This is a genomic window from Psychrobacter sp. TB20-MNA-CIBAN-0197 (genome assembly GCF_040309765.1).
GTDB classification, from domain to species: Bacteria; Pseudomonadota; Gammaproteobacteria; order Pseudomonadales; family Moraxellaceae; genus Psychrobacter; species Psychrobacter submarinus.
The window spans coordinates 22,078-37,452 of the sequence record NZ_JBEOPC010000011.1; the positions used below are offsets into that span (position 1 = coordinate 22,078).

General features: G+C 45.8%; 15 protein-coding genes. 8 read left to right on the forward strand and 7 right to left on the reverse strand.

The window, feature by feature from the left end; all coding sequences use genetic code 11:
* Positions 1-61 precede the first annotated feature (61 nt).
* The 4 genes from AAEY83_RS04950 (at position 62) to AAEY83_RS04965 (ending at position 4,550) form a co-directional block, all read left to right on the forward strand.
* Positions 62-988 carry an alpha/beta fold hydrolase gene (locus AAEY83_RS04950; protein ID WP_025646322.1) on the forward strand — a complete coding sequence of 309 codons (927 nt, stop codon included), beginning with the start codon at positions 62-64 and terminating at the stop codon, positions 986-988.
* 134 nt (positions 989-1,122) lie between these two features.
* Positions 1,123-2,169, forward strand: coding sequence for a bifunctional nicotinamide-nucleotide adenylyltransferase/Nudix hydroxylase (locus AAEY83_RS04955; RefSeq protein WP_025646320.1), 1,047 nt, complete (start codon positions 1,123-1,125; stop codon positions 2,167-2,169).
* Between the two features lie 123 nt (positions 2,170-2,292).
* Positions 2,293-3,699, forward strand: a complete 1,407-nt coding sequence (locus AAEY83_RS04960; protein WP_025646318.1) for a nicotinate phosphoribosyltransferase — start codon at positions 2,293-2,295, stop codon at positions 3,697-3,699.
* Positions 3,693-4,550, forward strand: coding sequence for an SGNH/GDSL hydrolase family protein (locus AAEY83_RS04965; protein ID WP_025646316.1), 858 nt, complete (start codon positions 3,693-3,695; stop codon positions 4,548-4,550). Before AAEY83_RS04960 ends, AAEY83_RS04965 begins: the two co-directional genes overlap by 7 nt.
* A 124-nt stretch (positions 4,551-4,674) precedes the next feature.
* Here the strand turns inward: AAEY83_RS04965 and AAEY83_RS04970 are convergent, their stop codons facing one another.
* Complete coding sequence (locus AAEY83_RS04970) at positions 4,675-4,947, reverse strand: type B 50S ribosomal protein L31 (protein ID WP_025646314.1); 273 nt, start codon at positions 4,945-4,947, stop codon at positions 4,675-4,677.
* A gap of 812 nt (positions 4,948-5,759) precedes the next feature.
* On the opposite strand from AAEY83_RS04970, the gene AAEY83_RS04975 reads away from it, so the two are divergent.
* A complete protein-coding gene (locus AAEY83_RS04975; RefSeq protein ID WP_037059379.1) occupies positions 5,760-7,367 on the forward strand; it encodes an FAD-dependent oxidoreductase in 1,608 nt (535 codons plus the stop codon).
* Positions 7,368-7,524: 157 nt separating this feature from the next.
* Here AAEY83_RS04975 and AAEY83_RS04980 read toward each other — a convergent pair whose 3' ends face one another.
* A complete protein-coding gene (locus tag AAEY83_RS04980) occupies positions 7,525-8,202 on the reverse strand; it encodes an LOG family protein (RefSeq protein ID WP_025646310.1) in 678 nt (225 codons plus the stop codon).
* Between the two features lie 226 nt (positions 8,203-8,428).
* On the opposite strand from AAEY83_RS04980, the gene AAEY83_RS04985 reads away from it, so the two are divergent.
* On the forward strand, positions 8,429-9,403 hold the full coding sequence (locus tag AAEY83_RS04985) for an alpha/beta hydrolase family protein (RefSeq protein WP_025646308.1): 975 nt from the start codon (positions 8,429-8,431) through the stop codon (positions 9,401-9,403).
* Between the two features lie 44 nt (positions 9,404-9,447).
* On the opposite strand, the gene AAEY83_RS04990 is transcribed toward AAEY83_RS04985, so the two are convergent.
* Complete coding sequence (locus AAEY83_RS04990) at positions 9,448-10,155, reverse strand: putative quorum-sensing-regulated virulence factor (RefSeq protein WP_025646306.1); 708 nt, start codon at positions 10,153-10,155, stop codon at positions 9,448-9,450.
* A 161-nt stretch (positions 10,156-10,316) separates the two neighbouring features.
* Here AAEY83_RS04990 and AAEY83_RS04995 point away from each other — a divergent pair, with 161 nt between their 5' ends.
* Positions 10,317-10,931: a M23 family metallopeptidase gene (locus tag AAEY83_RS04995; protein ID WP_025646303.1), complete on the forward strand. Its 615-nt coding sequence runs from the start codon at positions 10,317-10,319 to the stop codon at positions 10,929-10,931.
* A 12-nt stretch (positions 10,932-10,943) separates the two neighbouring features.
* On the opposite strand, the gene dtd is transcribed toward AAEY83_RS04995, so the two are convergent.
* A complete protein-coding gene (gene dtd / locus AAEY83_RS05000; protein ID WP_025646301.1) occupies positions 10,944-11,399 on the reverse strand; it encodes a D-aminoacyl-tRNA deacylase in 456 nt (151 codons plus the stop codon).
* A gap of 150 nt (positions 11,400-11,549) precedes the next feature.
* Between dtd and asd the strand changes: the two genes are divergently transcribed.
* Entirely contained in the window at positions 11,550-12,383 is an 834-nt protein-coding gene (gene asd, locus AAEY83_RS05005; protein ID WP_025646299.1) for an archaetidylserine decarboxylase, read from the forward strand.
* A 91-nt stretch (positions 12,384-12,474) separates the two neighbouring features.
* Here the strand turns inward: asd and AAEY83_RS05010 are convergent, their stop codons facing one another.
* The 3 genes from AAEY83_RS05010 to fadA all read right to left on the reverse strand — a co-directional run bounded on the left by AAEY83_RS05010 (position 12,475) and on the right by fadA (position 15,281).
* Positions 12,475-13,158 (reverse strand): HD domain-containing protein, encoded by a 684-nt coding sequence (locus AAEY83_RS05010; RefSeq protein WP_025646298.1) that lies wholly within the window; start codon positions 13,156-13,158, stop codon positions 12,475-12,477.
* Between the two features lie 149 nt (positions 13,159-13,307).
* The gene (locus tag AAEY83_RS05015) at positions 13,308-13,883 is read right to left on the reverse strand and encodes an isochorismatase family protein (RefSeq protein WP_025646296.1); all 576 of its coding nucleotides are present in this window, start codon (positions 13,881-13,883) and stop codon (positions 13,308-13,310) included.
* 228 nt (positions 13,884-14,111) lie between these two features.
* A complete protein-coding gene (gene fadA / locus AAEY83_RS05020; RefSeq protein WP_025646294.1) occupies positions 14,112-15,281 on the reverse strand; it encodes an acetyl-CoA C-acyltransferase FadA in 1,170 nt (389 codons plus the stop codon).
* Between the last annotated feature and the right edge of the window lie 94 nt (positions 15,282-15,375).

The window sequence follows — 15,375 nt, forward strand, 5'->3', positions numbered from 1 at the left end:
TGTATTAAGCTAATAACCACTGAGTGTATGCCTTCTCCCTCTCTTTACAAGCCAGTAATTTATGATCTATGAAGACTTAACCTTAGTCACCAGCAAAGATGGCGAACAGATCGCCGTTTGGGAGGTTGTTGATGAAACTACCCATAAACAGGCAGGCGCAGCAATAACGAGACAAAATATTTTTTTGACTCATGGCACCTTCTCTGACAAAAAAGTCTGTCTAGGTATCGCAAGCTATCTCGCAGGTCTTGGACATACTTGCTACATTATGGAGTGGCGCGGTCATGGTCATAGCAGCAAACCCAAAGATAAATTTAACTTCGAAACTGTAGCCACTTATGATTATGAGGCGGCTTTTCGCTATTTATTCGATGAGCGCAAACTCACCAACCTGCACTGTGTCACCCATAGTGGCGGCGGTGTGGGACTGGCCATGTTTTTAGTACAAAATTCCAGCTACATCACACGGATTAATAGTATCAGCACCTTTGCTTGTCAAGCCTTTGGCGCTGTCCTAAACCCTATCAGTTATACCAAAATCCTTGCAGCAAAAGCCTTCACTAAAGTGCTTGGCTATATCCCTGCCAAAAAGCTCGGTCTCGGTCCTTTTAACGAAAGCTACTATACGATGACCCAGTGGTATGACTGGAACCTACAAAAAAATTTTAAAAGTAGCTTTATAAAAAATAAAGACATCGATAAACAGCTTAAGCCTGCAAATGAGCGTTTTGATTATCGCCAAGGCATGGCAAACATTACGACGCCTATCTATGCGATCAGCGGTAAAGGCGATCGGTTTATCTCCCCAACTCAGGGCTGTCAGCTGTTTTTTGATAAATTTGCCAATACTGATAATGTCTTTATAGAGTACGCCAAATCCAGCGGGCATTTAGAGGACTACGATCATACGCGGGTACTGATGAGCCGTAACGCTGCAGCGGAGATCTGGCCAACAGTAGCGTCTTGGATCGAAAAATATAGCCACTAATTTCCATTGTTTATGACGGTCAGTGGCACAAAACATCTTTACACTTGTCAGCTGCTAAGCGCTTGTGTCAGTATTAGCGTCATTGAGCATTTTTTGAGTAATAACTAATAAGCTTGTCGTAGGGAAAAAGGTTTATGAACGTATCCGCAGCAGCCAATACTAACCATAATAAGCACTATAAATATCTAGTTTTTATCGGACGCTTCCAGCCTTTTCATTGCGGACATAAAGCGGTCATTGATGAAGCGCTACAGCGGGCAGATAATGTCATTATGCTAATAGGTTCTGCTAACTTGCCACGCAGCCTACGTAATCCGTTTTCGGTAGATGAGCGTACCGCGATGATTAAGGGCGCGTATAGCGATGAAGATGCGGCGCGTATTCACTGCGTGGCGCTCGATGATGCGCTTTACAATGACACGCGCTGGCTCAAATATGTACAGGCAAGCGTCAAATCGGTAACGGGCGACTTACAAGCAGATATCGGCCTTATTGGTCACTCAAAAGACAGCTCTTCTTATTACTTATCCTTATTCCCTAACTGGGCGTCAGTCTCAGTGCCTAATTATCAAAACCTATCAGCGACGCCTATTCGTGATAGCTATCTGATGGGTGCGATGCCAACTCCTGAGCGTACTCCTGAGTCCACACGTGATGTGCTAAAAGAATTCAATAAAACGGCTGAGTATCAGCGCTTGCATGAAGAGGCTGGGTTCATTGATAAATATAAAAAACAATGGGAATCTGCCCCCTACCCGCCGACCTTTATGACCGCTGATGCACTGGTGGTGCAATCAGGGCATATCTTACTCGTTGAGCGCCGTAGTATGCCAGGGCGCGGACTTTGGGCACTGCCGGGCGGGTTTCTCAATCCGAAAGAAACCTTATTTGATGCTTGTATTCGCGAGCTGCGCGAGGAGACGCGCCTTAAAGTCCCAGAGCCAGTACTGCGCGGCTCATTTCATAGTCAGCATACCTTCGATGATCCGTACCGCTCTGCCCGTGGTCGTACCTTGACCCAAGCCTTTTATTTACAATTAAAAAACGACGCCAAAGGTCTGCCAAAAGTGAAAGGCGGAGATGATGCGGCTCATGCTTTTTGGCTACCACTAGCTGAGCTTGATGCCAAAATGATGTTTGAAGATCATTATGCGATTATTACTAAGATGGTCGGGCTTTAGTGAATCATTGAGGCGTCTCCATAAAAAATTTTCAATGCCTAAGCCGATAGACGGCAAAGGCTTATTCCGTCGTAACTTGTTTACAAAGCAAACAGCGACATCAAAAAGCAGAGGAGTTCTGTGATGTACACGAGTAATTTCAACAATTTAATTTTAAATTCTGATAGTTACAAAACCTCACACTGGGTGCAATATCCGCCCGGAAGCGAGTATATGTCAAGCTATGTCGAAGCACGAAAAGGCGACTACGATGTGGTCTTTTTCGGTCTACAAGCCTTTATTAAGGAGTATCTAAGTCGCCCAATCACTCAGCAAGATATCGATGAAGCTGAGCTGGTGATAACAGCGCACGGCTTGACCTTTAATCGTACAGGCTGGGAGCGTTTGCTAGAAAAACACGGCGGCTATCTGCCACTACGTATCGAAGCGGTACCTGAAGGCAGTATCGTCCCTGTCTCTAATGTCGTCTGTCAGATCGTCAATACCGATCCTGAGTTTTATTGGCTGCCAAGCTATATCGAAACTGCGCTGCTACGCGCGATTTGGTATCCCTCGACGGTGGCGAGCGTTTCTTACTACTGTAAGACTATTATCCGTAAGGCGCTTGAGAAATCTGCCGATACTACGGACTCTCTACCCTTTCGCTTACATGATTTTGGCGCTCGTGGGGCGTCGAGTTTTGAGTCGGTAGCGCTGGGTAGTTTGGCGAACTTAGTGAACTTTTCAGGTACCGACTCGATGACCGCTTTGGTCGCAGCTAGTCGCTGGTATGGTATGGATAAACAGATGGCCGCTTTCTCCATTCCTGCTGCTGAGCACAGTACCATGACTGCTTGGGGCCGCGATGGCGAGACCGCTGCTTTTGCCAATATGATTGAACAATTCGGCGGTCCAGACAAAGCTTTTTCGGTGGTCTCTGACAGTTACGACTTATGGAACGCTATCGACAACATCTGGGGCGATGAGCTAAAAGAAGCGGTTGAAAACATGGGCGGTACTTTAGTCATTCGTCCTGATAGCGGTGAGCCGACTAAGGTTGTCCGTGAAGCGTTAGAGCGCTTAGCGGTAAAATTTGGCACCACTATCAATAGCAAAGGCTATAAAGTGTTGCCAAATTACGTCCGCATTATTCAAGGCGATGGTATCAATGCGCAAAGCTTAGGCAAAATCATCAATGCGGTAATGGATGCCGGTTTTAGCGCGGAGAATATTACCTTTGGTATGGGTGGCGGTCTGCTACAACAAGTCAACCGCGACACGATGAGCTGGGCGATGAAAGCCAGCGCTATCTGTATCGATGGCAAATGGATAGATATCTACAAAGACCCTGTCACCAGTCACTCAAAGCGCTCAAAAAAAGGCCGACTGGCCTTGATAAAAGATAGCAGCGGTCAGCTAAAAACCATTACAGTAGATGAGCTTGATAACCTTGATAACACCGCTCAAAGCTTACTACGCGATGTCTATGTCGATGGCAAACTACTTATTGATGATACTTTAACTACGATTCGGGAGCGTACAGGATGGTAGCGACGACTACAATAGCTGGCGCGGCAAAAGAGATGCTGCTAGCGCCAATCTATCTATATCAAGGCTACAAGGTCAAACGCGACACGGTGCGCTTGCCTGAGCCTGAGGGCGAGCGTCATGGACGAGTTAAGCTTACTGACGCCGTCCAGCAAATAACAAACGACAATGACCATACCTTAAGCGTTATGGTGGTCGGTGATTCGGCGGCAGCTGGAGTGGGCAGCCAAACCCAACAAGATGCGCTAGCAGGTCAACTGATACCTGCTCTACAGCAACAAGCGTTGGGTAATCAAGGCTTTGGCCAGCAGTTTGCTACACTGAGTTGGTCAGTACAGGCGACAACGGGACACACGAGCTTTGATATTTTGCGCCGCTTATATGTCATCCCTAAACCCAGTCTGCCACTTGATGTCATGGTCATCAGTGTTGGGGTTAATGATACGACATCCAAGGTCGCAGCGGCTGAGTGGCAGCAGCGGCTCGAAGCTATTATTGCTATTGCTCAGCGTAAATTTGCCGTGCGGCAGCTGATCTTTGCCAGATTGCCGCAAATGGAGAAAATGCCAGCATTGCCTGCGCCTTTGAGTCATTTTGTAGGGAGTAAAGCAGCAAAGCTCGATGACATATTGCAGCAAGTCTGTCATGCTCACGATGGCGTGACGTACATGGCGACTGATTTTGCGCGGATGATAGATGAGCATGCAAATGGTGCGCCTATTGATATCTCAGTCATGTTTGCTGATGATGGTTTTCATCCGAGCAGCCTGATGTATGGCTATTGGGCGCAGCAGTTAGCCGAGCTTATAGCGGAACTGTTTGACCCCTCGGCTACCCGTTCTAGCACCGCATAACAGATAAAAACTATTATTTTTGCATAAAAAAACTATTTTTGCATAAAAAAACCGCTGATTGTTCAGCGGTTTTTTTGAATGGTGCTTGAACTCAAGCTTTAGCTTTTCGTTCAGTAAAAGCCAATTATTCAGCTTTTGCTTTTTTGCTACGACCACCAAACGCGCCAAAGCGTTTGTTGAAGCTTGCCACACGGCCTTCGGTAGAGCTCTTACGCTGCTCGCCGGTGTAGAATGGATGTGAGGCACTTGAGATATCTAACGGATAGTAAGGATACTCTTTGCCTTCATACTCGCGTGTCGCTTTAGTTTTTGCTGTTGAACGAGTTAAAAAATACACGTCAGCGTTAGTGTCGTGGAATAGAACTTCTTGGTAATTTGGGTGAATATCTTTACGCATAATAAACTCTCTTAAGTCCGATGTATGCCTGCTTATTGAAGCTTTAAGCATACGTAACTGAGGCACTAAGCACATCTGTAAGTCTAGCCATTGCATCACTGGCTTATTCCAGCATCCAACACCACACTTTTGCTCTCTTAGCCTTTCCCCAGCGGGAAAATTGAACCGCGATTTTAACGGTTTTTGGATTTTGATGCAAGTGGTGTCTCGTGAGCTGTGCTTAACGTCCATGCCAGCTCATTATCAAAGGTATAAGTATTTGCGATATAAATAAAAGCGACATAAATATTAGCGGCATAGTAAAAGCTTGAGGATTATAATGACCCTCATATTCAGTACTGTTATCTTCCTGCTTCTTCTATTTTTACTGACAAAACTAATGCATATACTTACGTATTTACTCTGATACTTTCTTTAGTTTTTTATAAAATATAATCCTACATGATAAGTGCAGCTTCATAATTTTTGTTATTACCTTTAAGTAATTAATGACGCATAGAGTTGTTGTTTTCCATTGAACTTAGCCTGTTGCGCACGCATATCTTTTATATATGACTATTTTGAACCCATAGCTTTAAACCCATAGCTTTAAACCCATAGCTTTAAACCCATAGCGTCTATGAGCTTAAAACACTGAGTACTCACAAGTAATGAGCTACCGTTATTTCTCCAACTCTAGTCAGCAAATATCAATACTCCGTAGCCGTTGACGACGCTAAAATAATAAGAGCAGAATAATGACTCAATCCCATGACAAAAAAGTAAGCACACCGCCTGACCCCCTTACTAGCCCTTTTGCGAGCCAGCCGCTGATGGGTGAAAAAACGGCATCTAAACGCGTTGGTATCTTAGGCGGCGGTACGGCCGGCGCTACTATTGCGATTCGCCTTGCCGCTTTAGGTCTTGAGACCTATTTGTTTGAAAAAAAGACCTCTTTAATCGATGGTCCGCCTATGTGTCATCTACATGCAGGTGGCAACTTATACCGCGAGATTCCTGATGAGGACTGCGTGGCGCTACTCAAGCAGTGTATCGATATCCTGCGCTTGTATCCCTACACTATCGATGTCCGTCCTACAGTGTTTGCGATACCGACACGAGATGAGGGTTTGCCTGAGGATTTATTGCCGCGTCTTGATATTTTGACCCAAGCTTATCGCGACTTGATTGCTCAAGACCCTAACAATAAGGTGCTTGGCGAGCCTGAAGATTACTATCAGCTCTATAGCCATGAGCGCTTAATCGAGCTGTCTGAACGTGAGCAAGTCGCAGTACCGAAGACTCTCGATGAATGGGTCATTCCAGTGGCTAAACATTTAGACCTCAATAAAGTCAAATACCCACTTATTGTCGTACAAGAATATGGCTGGAATATCTTTCGCCTTGCCGCTTCAGCGCAGCTGGCTCTCGAAGGTTATGACAATGCCCATGTCTTTACCAATACCCAAGTTGCACAAGTGCACGCCGTTGAATGCAGTGACTGTAATAATGCCAATCATCATGTCAGCAAATGGCGAATTGACTATCAGCACAATGATGAGCCCGTAAAACATCGCGCCAAACCGTTTGATAATGATGATAAGTCTGAGATGAGTTTAGTAGATAGCAAGAATGCAAATGCTATTGAGTCCATCGAAGTCGACTATCTAATCAATGCCTGCGGCTTTCGCACCGGTATTATCGACGATATGGTCGGGGTAGATGTGGAGCGTATGGTCGAGTTCAAATCCTCTTATATTACTCATTGGGAAGATGCGGGCGGACAGATCCCTGAGATCATCGTATATGGTGCACGCGGCACGCCAGAAGGAATGGCACAGCTGACGCCTTACCCCGGCGGCTATTTTCAGATTCATGGTATGAGTAAAGCGATTACATTGTTCGATGATGGCTTAGTGGCTTCTAGTGAAAACAGCGCGCAGCCAAAACTGCCTTCCCAATATCTGCATTATATCGAAGATGGCTGGGACAAAGCGCCCCTGCAAGCTCGTAGTCAGCAAGCAATTGAGTATGTGGCTGAGTTTGTACCGACCTTTAATAGTGCGCGTACGGTAGGCAATGCTCTGTACGGTGGACAGCAAATACCCGGTAAAGATGATACCTTGCGCGTAGCGGATGTCAGCCTCTATAAGCACTTACACTATGCGCGCGCTGAAAATGTCAAAGCCTCCTCGACTTTACTCGCCGCTGACGAAATCGTCGCTCAGTTATTAGAGATCGGAGTGTTAGATAAAGACTTAGCCGCTAACACTGCTCGCTATACTCATGACTGGGCTTATTTAGCGCGCAACGATAGCGCAGATGTCCACGAAATGGCCCAAAAGCTCGCTCAACAGCGCGGTTTTCCTGTAGCGATGGCAGGCGTCAACCACGGAATTAGCGAGTTGGCCTTAGATAGTCTGACGACCGCTGAGGTTTAGGTTTATTGTTTTCATACTCTTATCTAATAACCATATCGATAAGACTGACTATAAAAAAGCGACCGTTACTCGTTGTAATGGTCGCTTTTTTATTAAGATAACTAGGTTAAAGGGTTAGATTTAAAAACTGGATTTAAGAGCTGAGTAGCCACTCAGTTTAATTGCCAACCATCTTTTTGGTATCGACCTCATCGTCGATAGTGACGATGGTTTGTAGCAGCTCAATTGCCTCCCCAATAGTGTTACAGACGACTAAGCGCTCTAGATCTTGCTGCTTCATAAAGCCCTGCTCAGTGGTGAACTTAAGATGCTCAAGCATACGATCATAAAAACCATTTATATTAAGAATAATCATTGGTTTTTCGTGCTGATAGAGCTGACGCCATGTGGCAATCTCCATAATCTCCTCAAGCGTACCAAGGCCGCCAGGCAAAGTAATAAAGGCATCAGCATATTCGGCCATCACCGTCTTGCGCGTGTGCATAGTATCGGTCAGATGCAGGCGAGTGAGACCTTGATGAGCAATCTCGTGCTTGAGCATAAAGGTTGGAATCACTCCAACCGCTTGCGCGTCGCCTTTGATAACTTCATCCGCGACTGCGCCCATTAGCCCGATGCTAGCGCCGCCATAGACTAAACCTAGGCCGTTATGGGCTAAAGCGCGACCAAGCTCACGCGCCGCCTGCTCATATATCTCGCTATTACCCGAGCGCGAACCGCAGTAGACCGCCACTAGAGGCATACTTAAGCTAGATTTATCGACGGCCTGCTCTATGTTTGAGATATCATTGCTGGTAATGACTTCATAATTTTCATTGTTGATCTTCATTTGCATCATAATATGTCCTATATTTATTTAACTGTTATTTTAGGCTAATGTTTATTCATACTGCATGAGCACTACTGGCGTATCGGTCATGCTGCTTTTATTTCAGCTATATTATATTTTACTGTCTAATTCGCTTGGTTTACTATGTATCTTATCATAAGCTTTATCATCTAATGACATTCGCGACTTCTGACTACCCAATAACGACACTTTAAGCTTTTAGGATATAATTATGCTTGATAACGATGCTCTTGTAACGCCTACTACCACTCTTTTAGCTGCCGATACTGTCGGTCATTATAAAAAGAATACTGACAATAGCGCTATCGATAGCTATCCCTTAACTATTATGACTGAGCGCAACCAGCCGTTAGCAGCGACTGTTTACCATCCGCAAACCAGTACAGCGTCAAAGATAAAAACAGCGGTAATGATAGCGCCGGCGACAGGTATCAAACGTCAGTTTTATCATATCTTTGCTACTTTTTTGGCGGAGCAAGGTTTTGGGGTTATCACCTATGACAATGAAGGTATCGGCCAGTCTTTATCAACGACTCTAGCCAAGTCTGATGCTTCTCTTATTAGCTGGGGTCGCCATGATATGCCAGCGGTGCTTGATGCTTTGCAGTACGAGTTCCCTGAGGCCAGCTACCATCTCATCGGCCACAGTGCTGGTGGTCAACTTATTGGGCTGATGCCGAACTATGCTGCTCTGAGCTCAATCTTTAATGTCGCGTGCTCCTCAGGACGTATCAAAAACTTAGAGATGCCTTATAAGCTCAAAGCCATGGGTTTTATGGACGCCTTTATTCCACTCACTAATTTAGTCTTAGGCTATACGCCTGCTGACAAAATCGGAATGGGCGAGCCACTACCACGCGGAGTCGCCCGTCAGTGGCGCGAGTGGTGTAATGGCGCAGGCTATATCAAAACCGCGCTAGGTAAAACCATTCACAATCACTACTATGATGAGCTGACTATGCCCTCATTATGGCTCGGCTTTAGTGATGATGACATTGCCAATAGCGAGAATATGGACGATATGATTAGAGTATTCCCTAACATGTCAGTAGAAAAACACTATCTAAATCCTAAAGATTTGGGCGTCAGTCACATCGGGCACATGCGCTATTTTAGTCGTAAAACTTATAGCAAAGTGCCGCAGCTGTGGCAGATGGCAGTAGATTGGTTAAAAACTCATAGTTAAACGACTGAGATCATATTAAAACGATGGCAGGTAAAAGTGAGCACTTAGCAGTCTGGTGATTCTTTTACTTTTTCTGCCTCTACCCGCTTTGTTAGCGCCGAATACAGCGTCGGCTGCATATTGTGGATGTTCCCTAGCATCCATTTTATATAATGGATAGGCACATCTTTAATCAGCTTACCTTTGTGCTTACCAAAAGGCATCCTACTTACACGGCTTGCGGTATTAGATATCTTATGCGCGGCGGCAAAGTCGGTTGGTTCAATCTCCAGGCGCGCGCAGCAGGCTTTATAAAGCAAATAACACATCCGTGCATCGCCCAAAGCGTCGTGGGCTTTGATGGTCATTTTGCTCGCCTCGGCTTTGCCTAGTAGCTGTTCGATACACTTTGACTGACCATAGTAGCGCCATTCTGGAAAGGCGACGCGCGCCAGTCTGACTGTACAAATAAGCTTGGCAGAGGGCCTACCTATGACGCGCCAATCAAAGCGTACGTTATGTCCTATCAGATACTCTGGTAGCTCAAACTTATCAGACTCAAACCGCTCACACCCTGCGACATCAGCGTCGGTAATGCCATGAACCTTAATGACTACCGGCGATATCGTGCGGCCGCTATTGAAGTACTTCATCCACTCAAAACCGGTAGCGACATTGATAGTCGCCACTTGAATAGGACGCGGATCACGGCCTTGATCGGTTTCGGTATCGATAATAAGGGCGGTTGCTAATTCATCCATAGGGTCAGTCATAAGCTAAGTCAGTTCGTAGTCGCTGTAAATGCAGCTGAAAATATAGTCACTATTAAGATGATAAAATAGGGTGATAAACAATCCTAAGGTAAACATACTCTTAAAAAACAATATGATATAAAGGTATATTATACCTATCAACCAAATTACAAGAGCGCGTCATGCCATCGACTAAACCGCCACCCCTCCCTAATTCTACTAATAAAAAAGCGCCGAAGCCTGGATTTATCGGACGTGTAGTCGGTATATTATTCAGAGCGGCTTTATGGTTTGCGCTGCTGTTTGTCATAGATAAAGTGCTACCAACACTACGTCTACAGACGCAAAGCTTTGTCGTTAGCAAGTGGCAGCAGGCGACTTTGCTACAAGAGCCGCTACCTACGGATAACAGCCTACCAAGCCCGCTACCCGGCCAGCACTTGACTGATACTTGGGGCGCTGCTCGTAGTGCTGGACGCTCGCACGAAGGCATCGACATCTTCGCCGAGCGCCACACCCCTGTGCAAGCCACGACCCATGGTATCGTCAGCAAAGTAGGCGAAAACAACTTAGGCGGCAATGTGGTGGTGATTGTCGGTCCAGGCGGCGCAGGACATTATTACGCTCACTTGCAAGAGTTCGGCGACATTGCGGTCAATGACTGGGTGGAAGTCGGCGATATTATTGGCTACGTGGGTGATAGCGGCAATGCTAAAGGCACACCGCCGCACGTACACTATGGTATCTATATCCAAGGTCGCGCGGTCAATCCTTATCCCTTATTAGTAAAAGATTAGGGCGCTGTTAAATTAGGACACCTCTACTATAAAATTCAGCGGTCCGTCATTGATACTCATCACTTGCATATTTGCGCCAAACTGTCCCGTCGCCACTTTGGGATATTGAGTCTTGGCATAAGCGATCAGCTCTGCAAATAAGGACTCTGCCGCCTCAGGACTCATCGCGCCGCCAAAATCAGGACGACGACCTTTGTCAGTTTTCGCCATCAAAGTAAACTGCGACACCAATAATAACCCACCGCCGACTTGCTGGACATTCAGATCAAGCTTGTCCGCCTTTTTAGGATCATTTTCGTTTTCAAAGATACGATAGGTCAGTATTTTATCGATCATGCGCTTGGCAGTCTGTAAGTCATCATCAGGACCAAGACCAATATAAGCCAATACTCCATGCTCAATTGCGCCAACGCTTTGACCATCGACCTCGACACTCGCCTGCCCTACTCGCTGAATAAGCGCTTTCATTGACCACTCCTTTATAGCTATTAATAGACGTTAGGCTGACTATGCAAAGATAACTTATGCACACACAGATAAAAGCGGATCATGATAAAATGAGGGTATTATCATGATTATTTTTAGCCGTTATTTTTAATTTATTGTTAGGTAGCTTTTATGACTCTATTTACCACCCTGCAACAGTTTGTGCCGCAGCAGCAATTAAGTGAGCTTGCTGGACGCTTGGCTGCTAGCCGTCATCCGCTAGTCAAACGCGCCTTTATTCGTAGCTTTGCCAAGGCTTACAATATCACATTAGAAGAGTATGAGCGTGATAGTCTCAACGCTTATGAGAGCTTTAATGACTTTTTTACCCGCGAGCTAAAAGACGATGCACGCGCTATCGATAGTACTGCAGGTGGTATCGTTAGTCCTGCTGATGGGATAATATCACAGCTTGGGCAAATCAAAGATCACAAAGTCCTGCAAGCCAAAGGTCGTGACTATGATATCGGTCAACTGCTGGCCAATAGCGCTGATGGTGATTATTTTGCAGATGGTAGCTTTGCAACGGTTTATCTTGCGCCCAGCAACTATCACCGCGTACATATGCCATTTTCGGGTACTTTAACGGCTACGCGCTACGTACCAGGTACGCTGTTTTCGGTCAACACGGTCACAGCGGCCAATATTCCTGATTTGTTTGCGCGCAACGAGCGTCTGGTTTGTATGTTTGATACTCAGTACGGTAAGGCCGCAGTAGTACTGGTCGGCGCGATGATCGTCGCGGGTATCGAGACCGTCGCGACAGGTAAGATTACTCGCACTGACGACATACAAGAGGCAGACCATGATATGCAGTTTGCGGCAGGTGATGAGCTTGGACGTTTTTATTTAGGGTCTACCGCTATTGTCGTACTACCAAAGGCTGCAAAAGCCGACTGGCAAGAGACCATGAAAGCCAATAGTTTTGTAAAAATGGGTCAATTACTGGGTGTCACGAAACCGTAATTTATCTCTAATATAATAAAAAATAAAAGCTCAGTTAAGCATAGATCGCAATGCTCAACTGGGCTTTTCTATGCCTAGCGTTTTTGTAAATTTACTTATCAATCAGCCATCCTTGCTGGGTCGCATAGTCAATATTGTGTGATAGCCATTTATGAATAGGAGCAAAGCTGTCTTGAATAAACGCATGCGCACCTGCGACTTGGCTACGTGTCACTCCAAGCTCACGCCACGTTTTGCCTTCAGTATTTAAGTTGAGCAAAAATGGCAATAAGCGATCGACGACTTTGAGCAGCTGAGTCTCCGCGCTATTTCCAGTTTCTTGCTCCTCCCAAATCTTGCTTAGATCTGCTATAGCATTGCCGCGCTCACTTTGTAGACGGGCTATACCATCGCGCTCTTCAATATGTGCATCTTGACGCGTATCAGCATATAAAAAAGTATCGCCTGCATCAATCTCGCCCAAATCATGAATGAGCGCCATCTTCAGTAACTGCTCATGATTGACATCAAGCTCAAACAGCTCCGCTATCGACCAGCATGCCATGGCAAGATGCCAAGAATGTTCGGCTGAATTCTCGCGGCGATCGGTATTGGTTACATAACTGCGGCGATTGACGCGCTTTAGTGCATCTAACTCTAATAAGAAATGAGTGATATCTTCCATATCTTTTGGAGGATAACTGTCATTGGACTGAGGGTTGTTTTGTGGATTAGAGATCTGGTTAGTAGGCATAGAGCTATGATGGCTGGCAGTCGCGGATTGATGAAAAGACATAAAAAACTCGTTGATTTGAAGCGTTGGTTTTGAGAAATAGTCACGATACTGTTTAGGGATGCTGCTGTATGCTACGCGGCAGCATCGCATTTATCAATATCCTTCAAAGATATACTATAGAGCCGACTGCCTCATCACACCTGACCTTATTATTTAATCAAATTGCTAATGGTCTTAAATGCAGGATCTTTACTACTGCGGCATAGCTCAAATAAAATCGTCTCAACCGTAGTAATCACGCCCCCTGCGCGGCGGATACGGCGAATGGCTTGTTTTTTATCATAAGGAAAACGCGAACCTACTGCATCGCCAATGATGACCGGCTGCATACCGTTATCTAGTAGATCAAGCGCGGTTTGTAGGACGCAAACATGGGTCTCAACTCCGCATAAGATAACGATGCTGCGATTTTGCTGCGCCAAATGGTGCCAAGAATCATCCGTATCACAAGCGCTAAAAGTCACCTTTTCAAAGCCTTTGGCATTACTGCCTTCTAGCACTTCAGTGATTTCAGGCAAGGTCTCGCCTAGTCCTTTTTTATATTGCTCATTGAGCATGATAGGGATATCAAGCGCTTGGAGACCTTTAATCAAAGTCACTATCTTTTTAGTGATCTTATCGTGATCTAAGATATGCGGGGTCAGGCGTTCTTGGACATCGATAATCATCGCTTGGGTATTTTCGCGGGCGATACGATAAGTGCGATCGGTAATCATGGTAGACATATTACACTCCTTGTACGACTGTAGTCGTGTACTACAGAATCCTATAATATTAATTTATACTATCTCTTATTTAGTCATAGTTTAGCTAGGGCGTCAATGAGATAAGCTCAAATATGCCCTCTTCCTTGTGAAAGATAAGAGTCAACCATAAAAAAAGCCCTTAGCTATTTCGCTAAGGGCTTTGCTATATCACTAAGATTATTGCTTAATAAAAGTCAGTTCGTACTCTTATACGCGCTCAATAACGGTAGCGATACCTTGACCTAGACCAATACACATGGTCGCAAGGCCAATCTCAGTATCCATCTGCTCCATAGCGTTGAGCAAAGTCACGGTGATACGCGCGCCTGAGCAACCAAGTGGATGACCTAAAGCGATCGCGCCACCATTGATGTTGATGATGTCTTGCTTATCTTCTAGACCCATAGACTTAATAACGGCCAAGCTTTGCGCAGCAAAAGCTTCGTTCAGCTCGATAGTTTGTATGTCTTCTAGGCTTAGGCCTGCGCGCTTTAGTGCTTTTTGTGAGGCTGGTACAGGACCATAGCCCATGATAGCAGCGTCACAGCCAGCGATACCCATGCTACGAATACGAGCACGCGGCTTAAGACCTAAGTCTTTGGCTTTTTGCGCGCTCATCACTAGCATAGCGGATGCACCATCAGATAACGCTGATGAAGTGGCCGCTGTTACGCTACCTTTTGGATCAAATGCAGGACGTAGCTTTTGCATTTGCTCCATCGTCGCATCTGGACGAATCACTTCATCGACGGTGCATAACTGCAGACGGCCATCTGCATCATGGCCTTCGATACCGATGATCTCATTATCGAAACGACCCTCAGTAGTCGCTGCCCAAGCGCGGCGATGCGACTCTAGACCGAATGCATCTTGCTCTTCGCGGCTCACATTGTTCATGCGGCCCAGCATCTCGGCGGTCAGCCCCATCATGTTAGAGGCTTTGGCATAATGCTTAGAGGCGGCAGGGTTTATATCGATGCCGTGCATCATACCGACGTGACCCATATGCTCAACGCCGCCAATGATAAAGGTATCACCTTGGCCGGTCATAATTTGCGCCGCTGCGGTGTGCAGAGCTTGCATCGATGAGCCGCATAGACGGTTGACGGTTTGGCCGCCGGTAGTCTTAGGGATATCAGCAAGCAGGCCGATATTGCGACCGATGTTCATACCTTGCTCTAGGGTTTGGTTGACACAGCCCCAAATGATATCTTCGACATCATTGGTATCGAAGTCGTTACGCTCAACTAAAGCGCGCACCAGCTCAGCTGATAGGCTATCGGCACGCACATGACGGAACATACCGTTTTTGGTTCTTCCCATTGCTGAACGCACACCGTCGACGATGACTACGTCTGTTGGACTTAAAGTTGTCATACTGTATTCCTTTTCAATTTGTTGTCAGCGCCGTCATGCTTAGCTTATAGATTATGAATCTCGAATAGTTAGCAAGCTTACGGCACTTATCCTA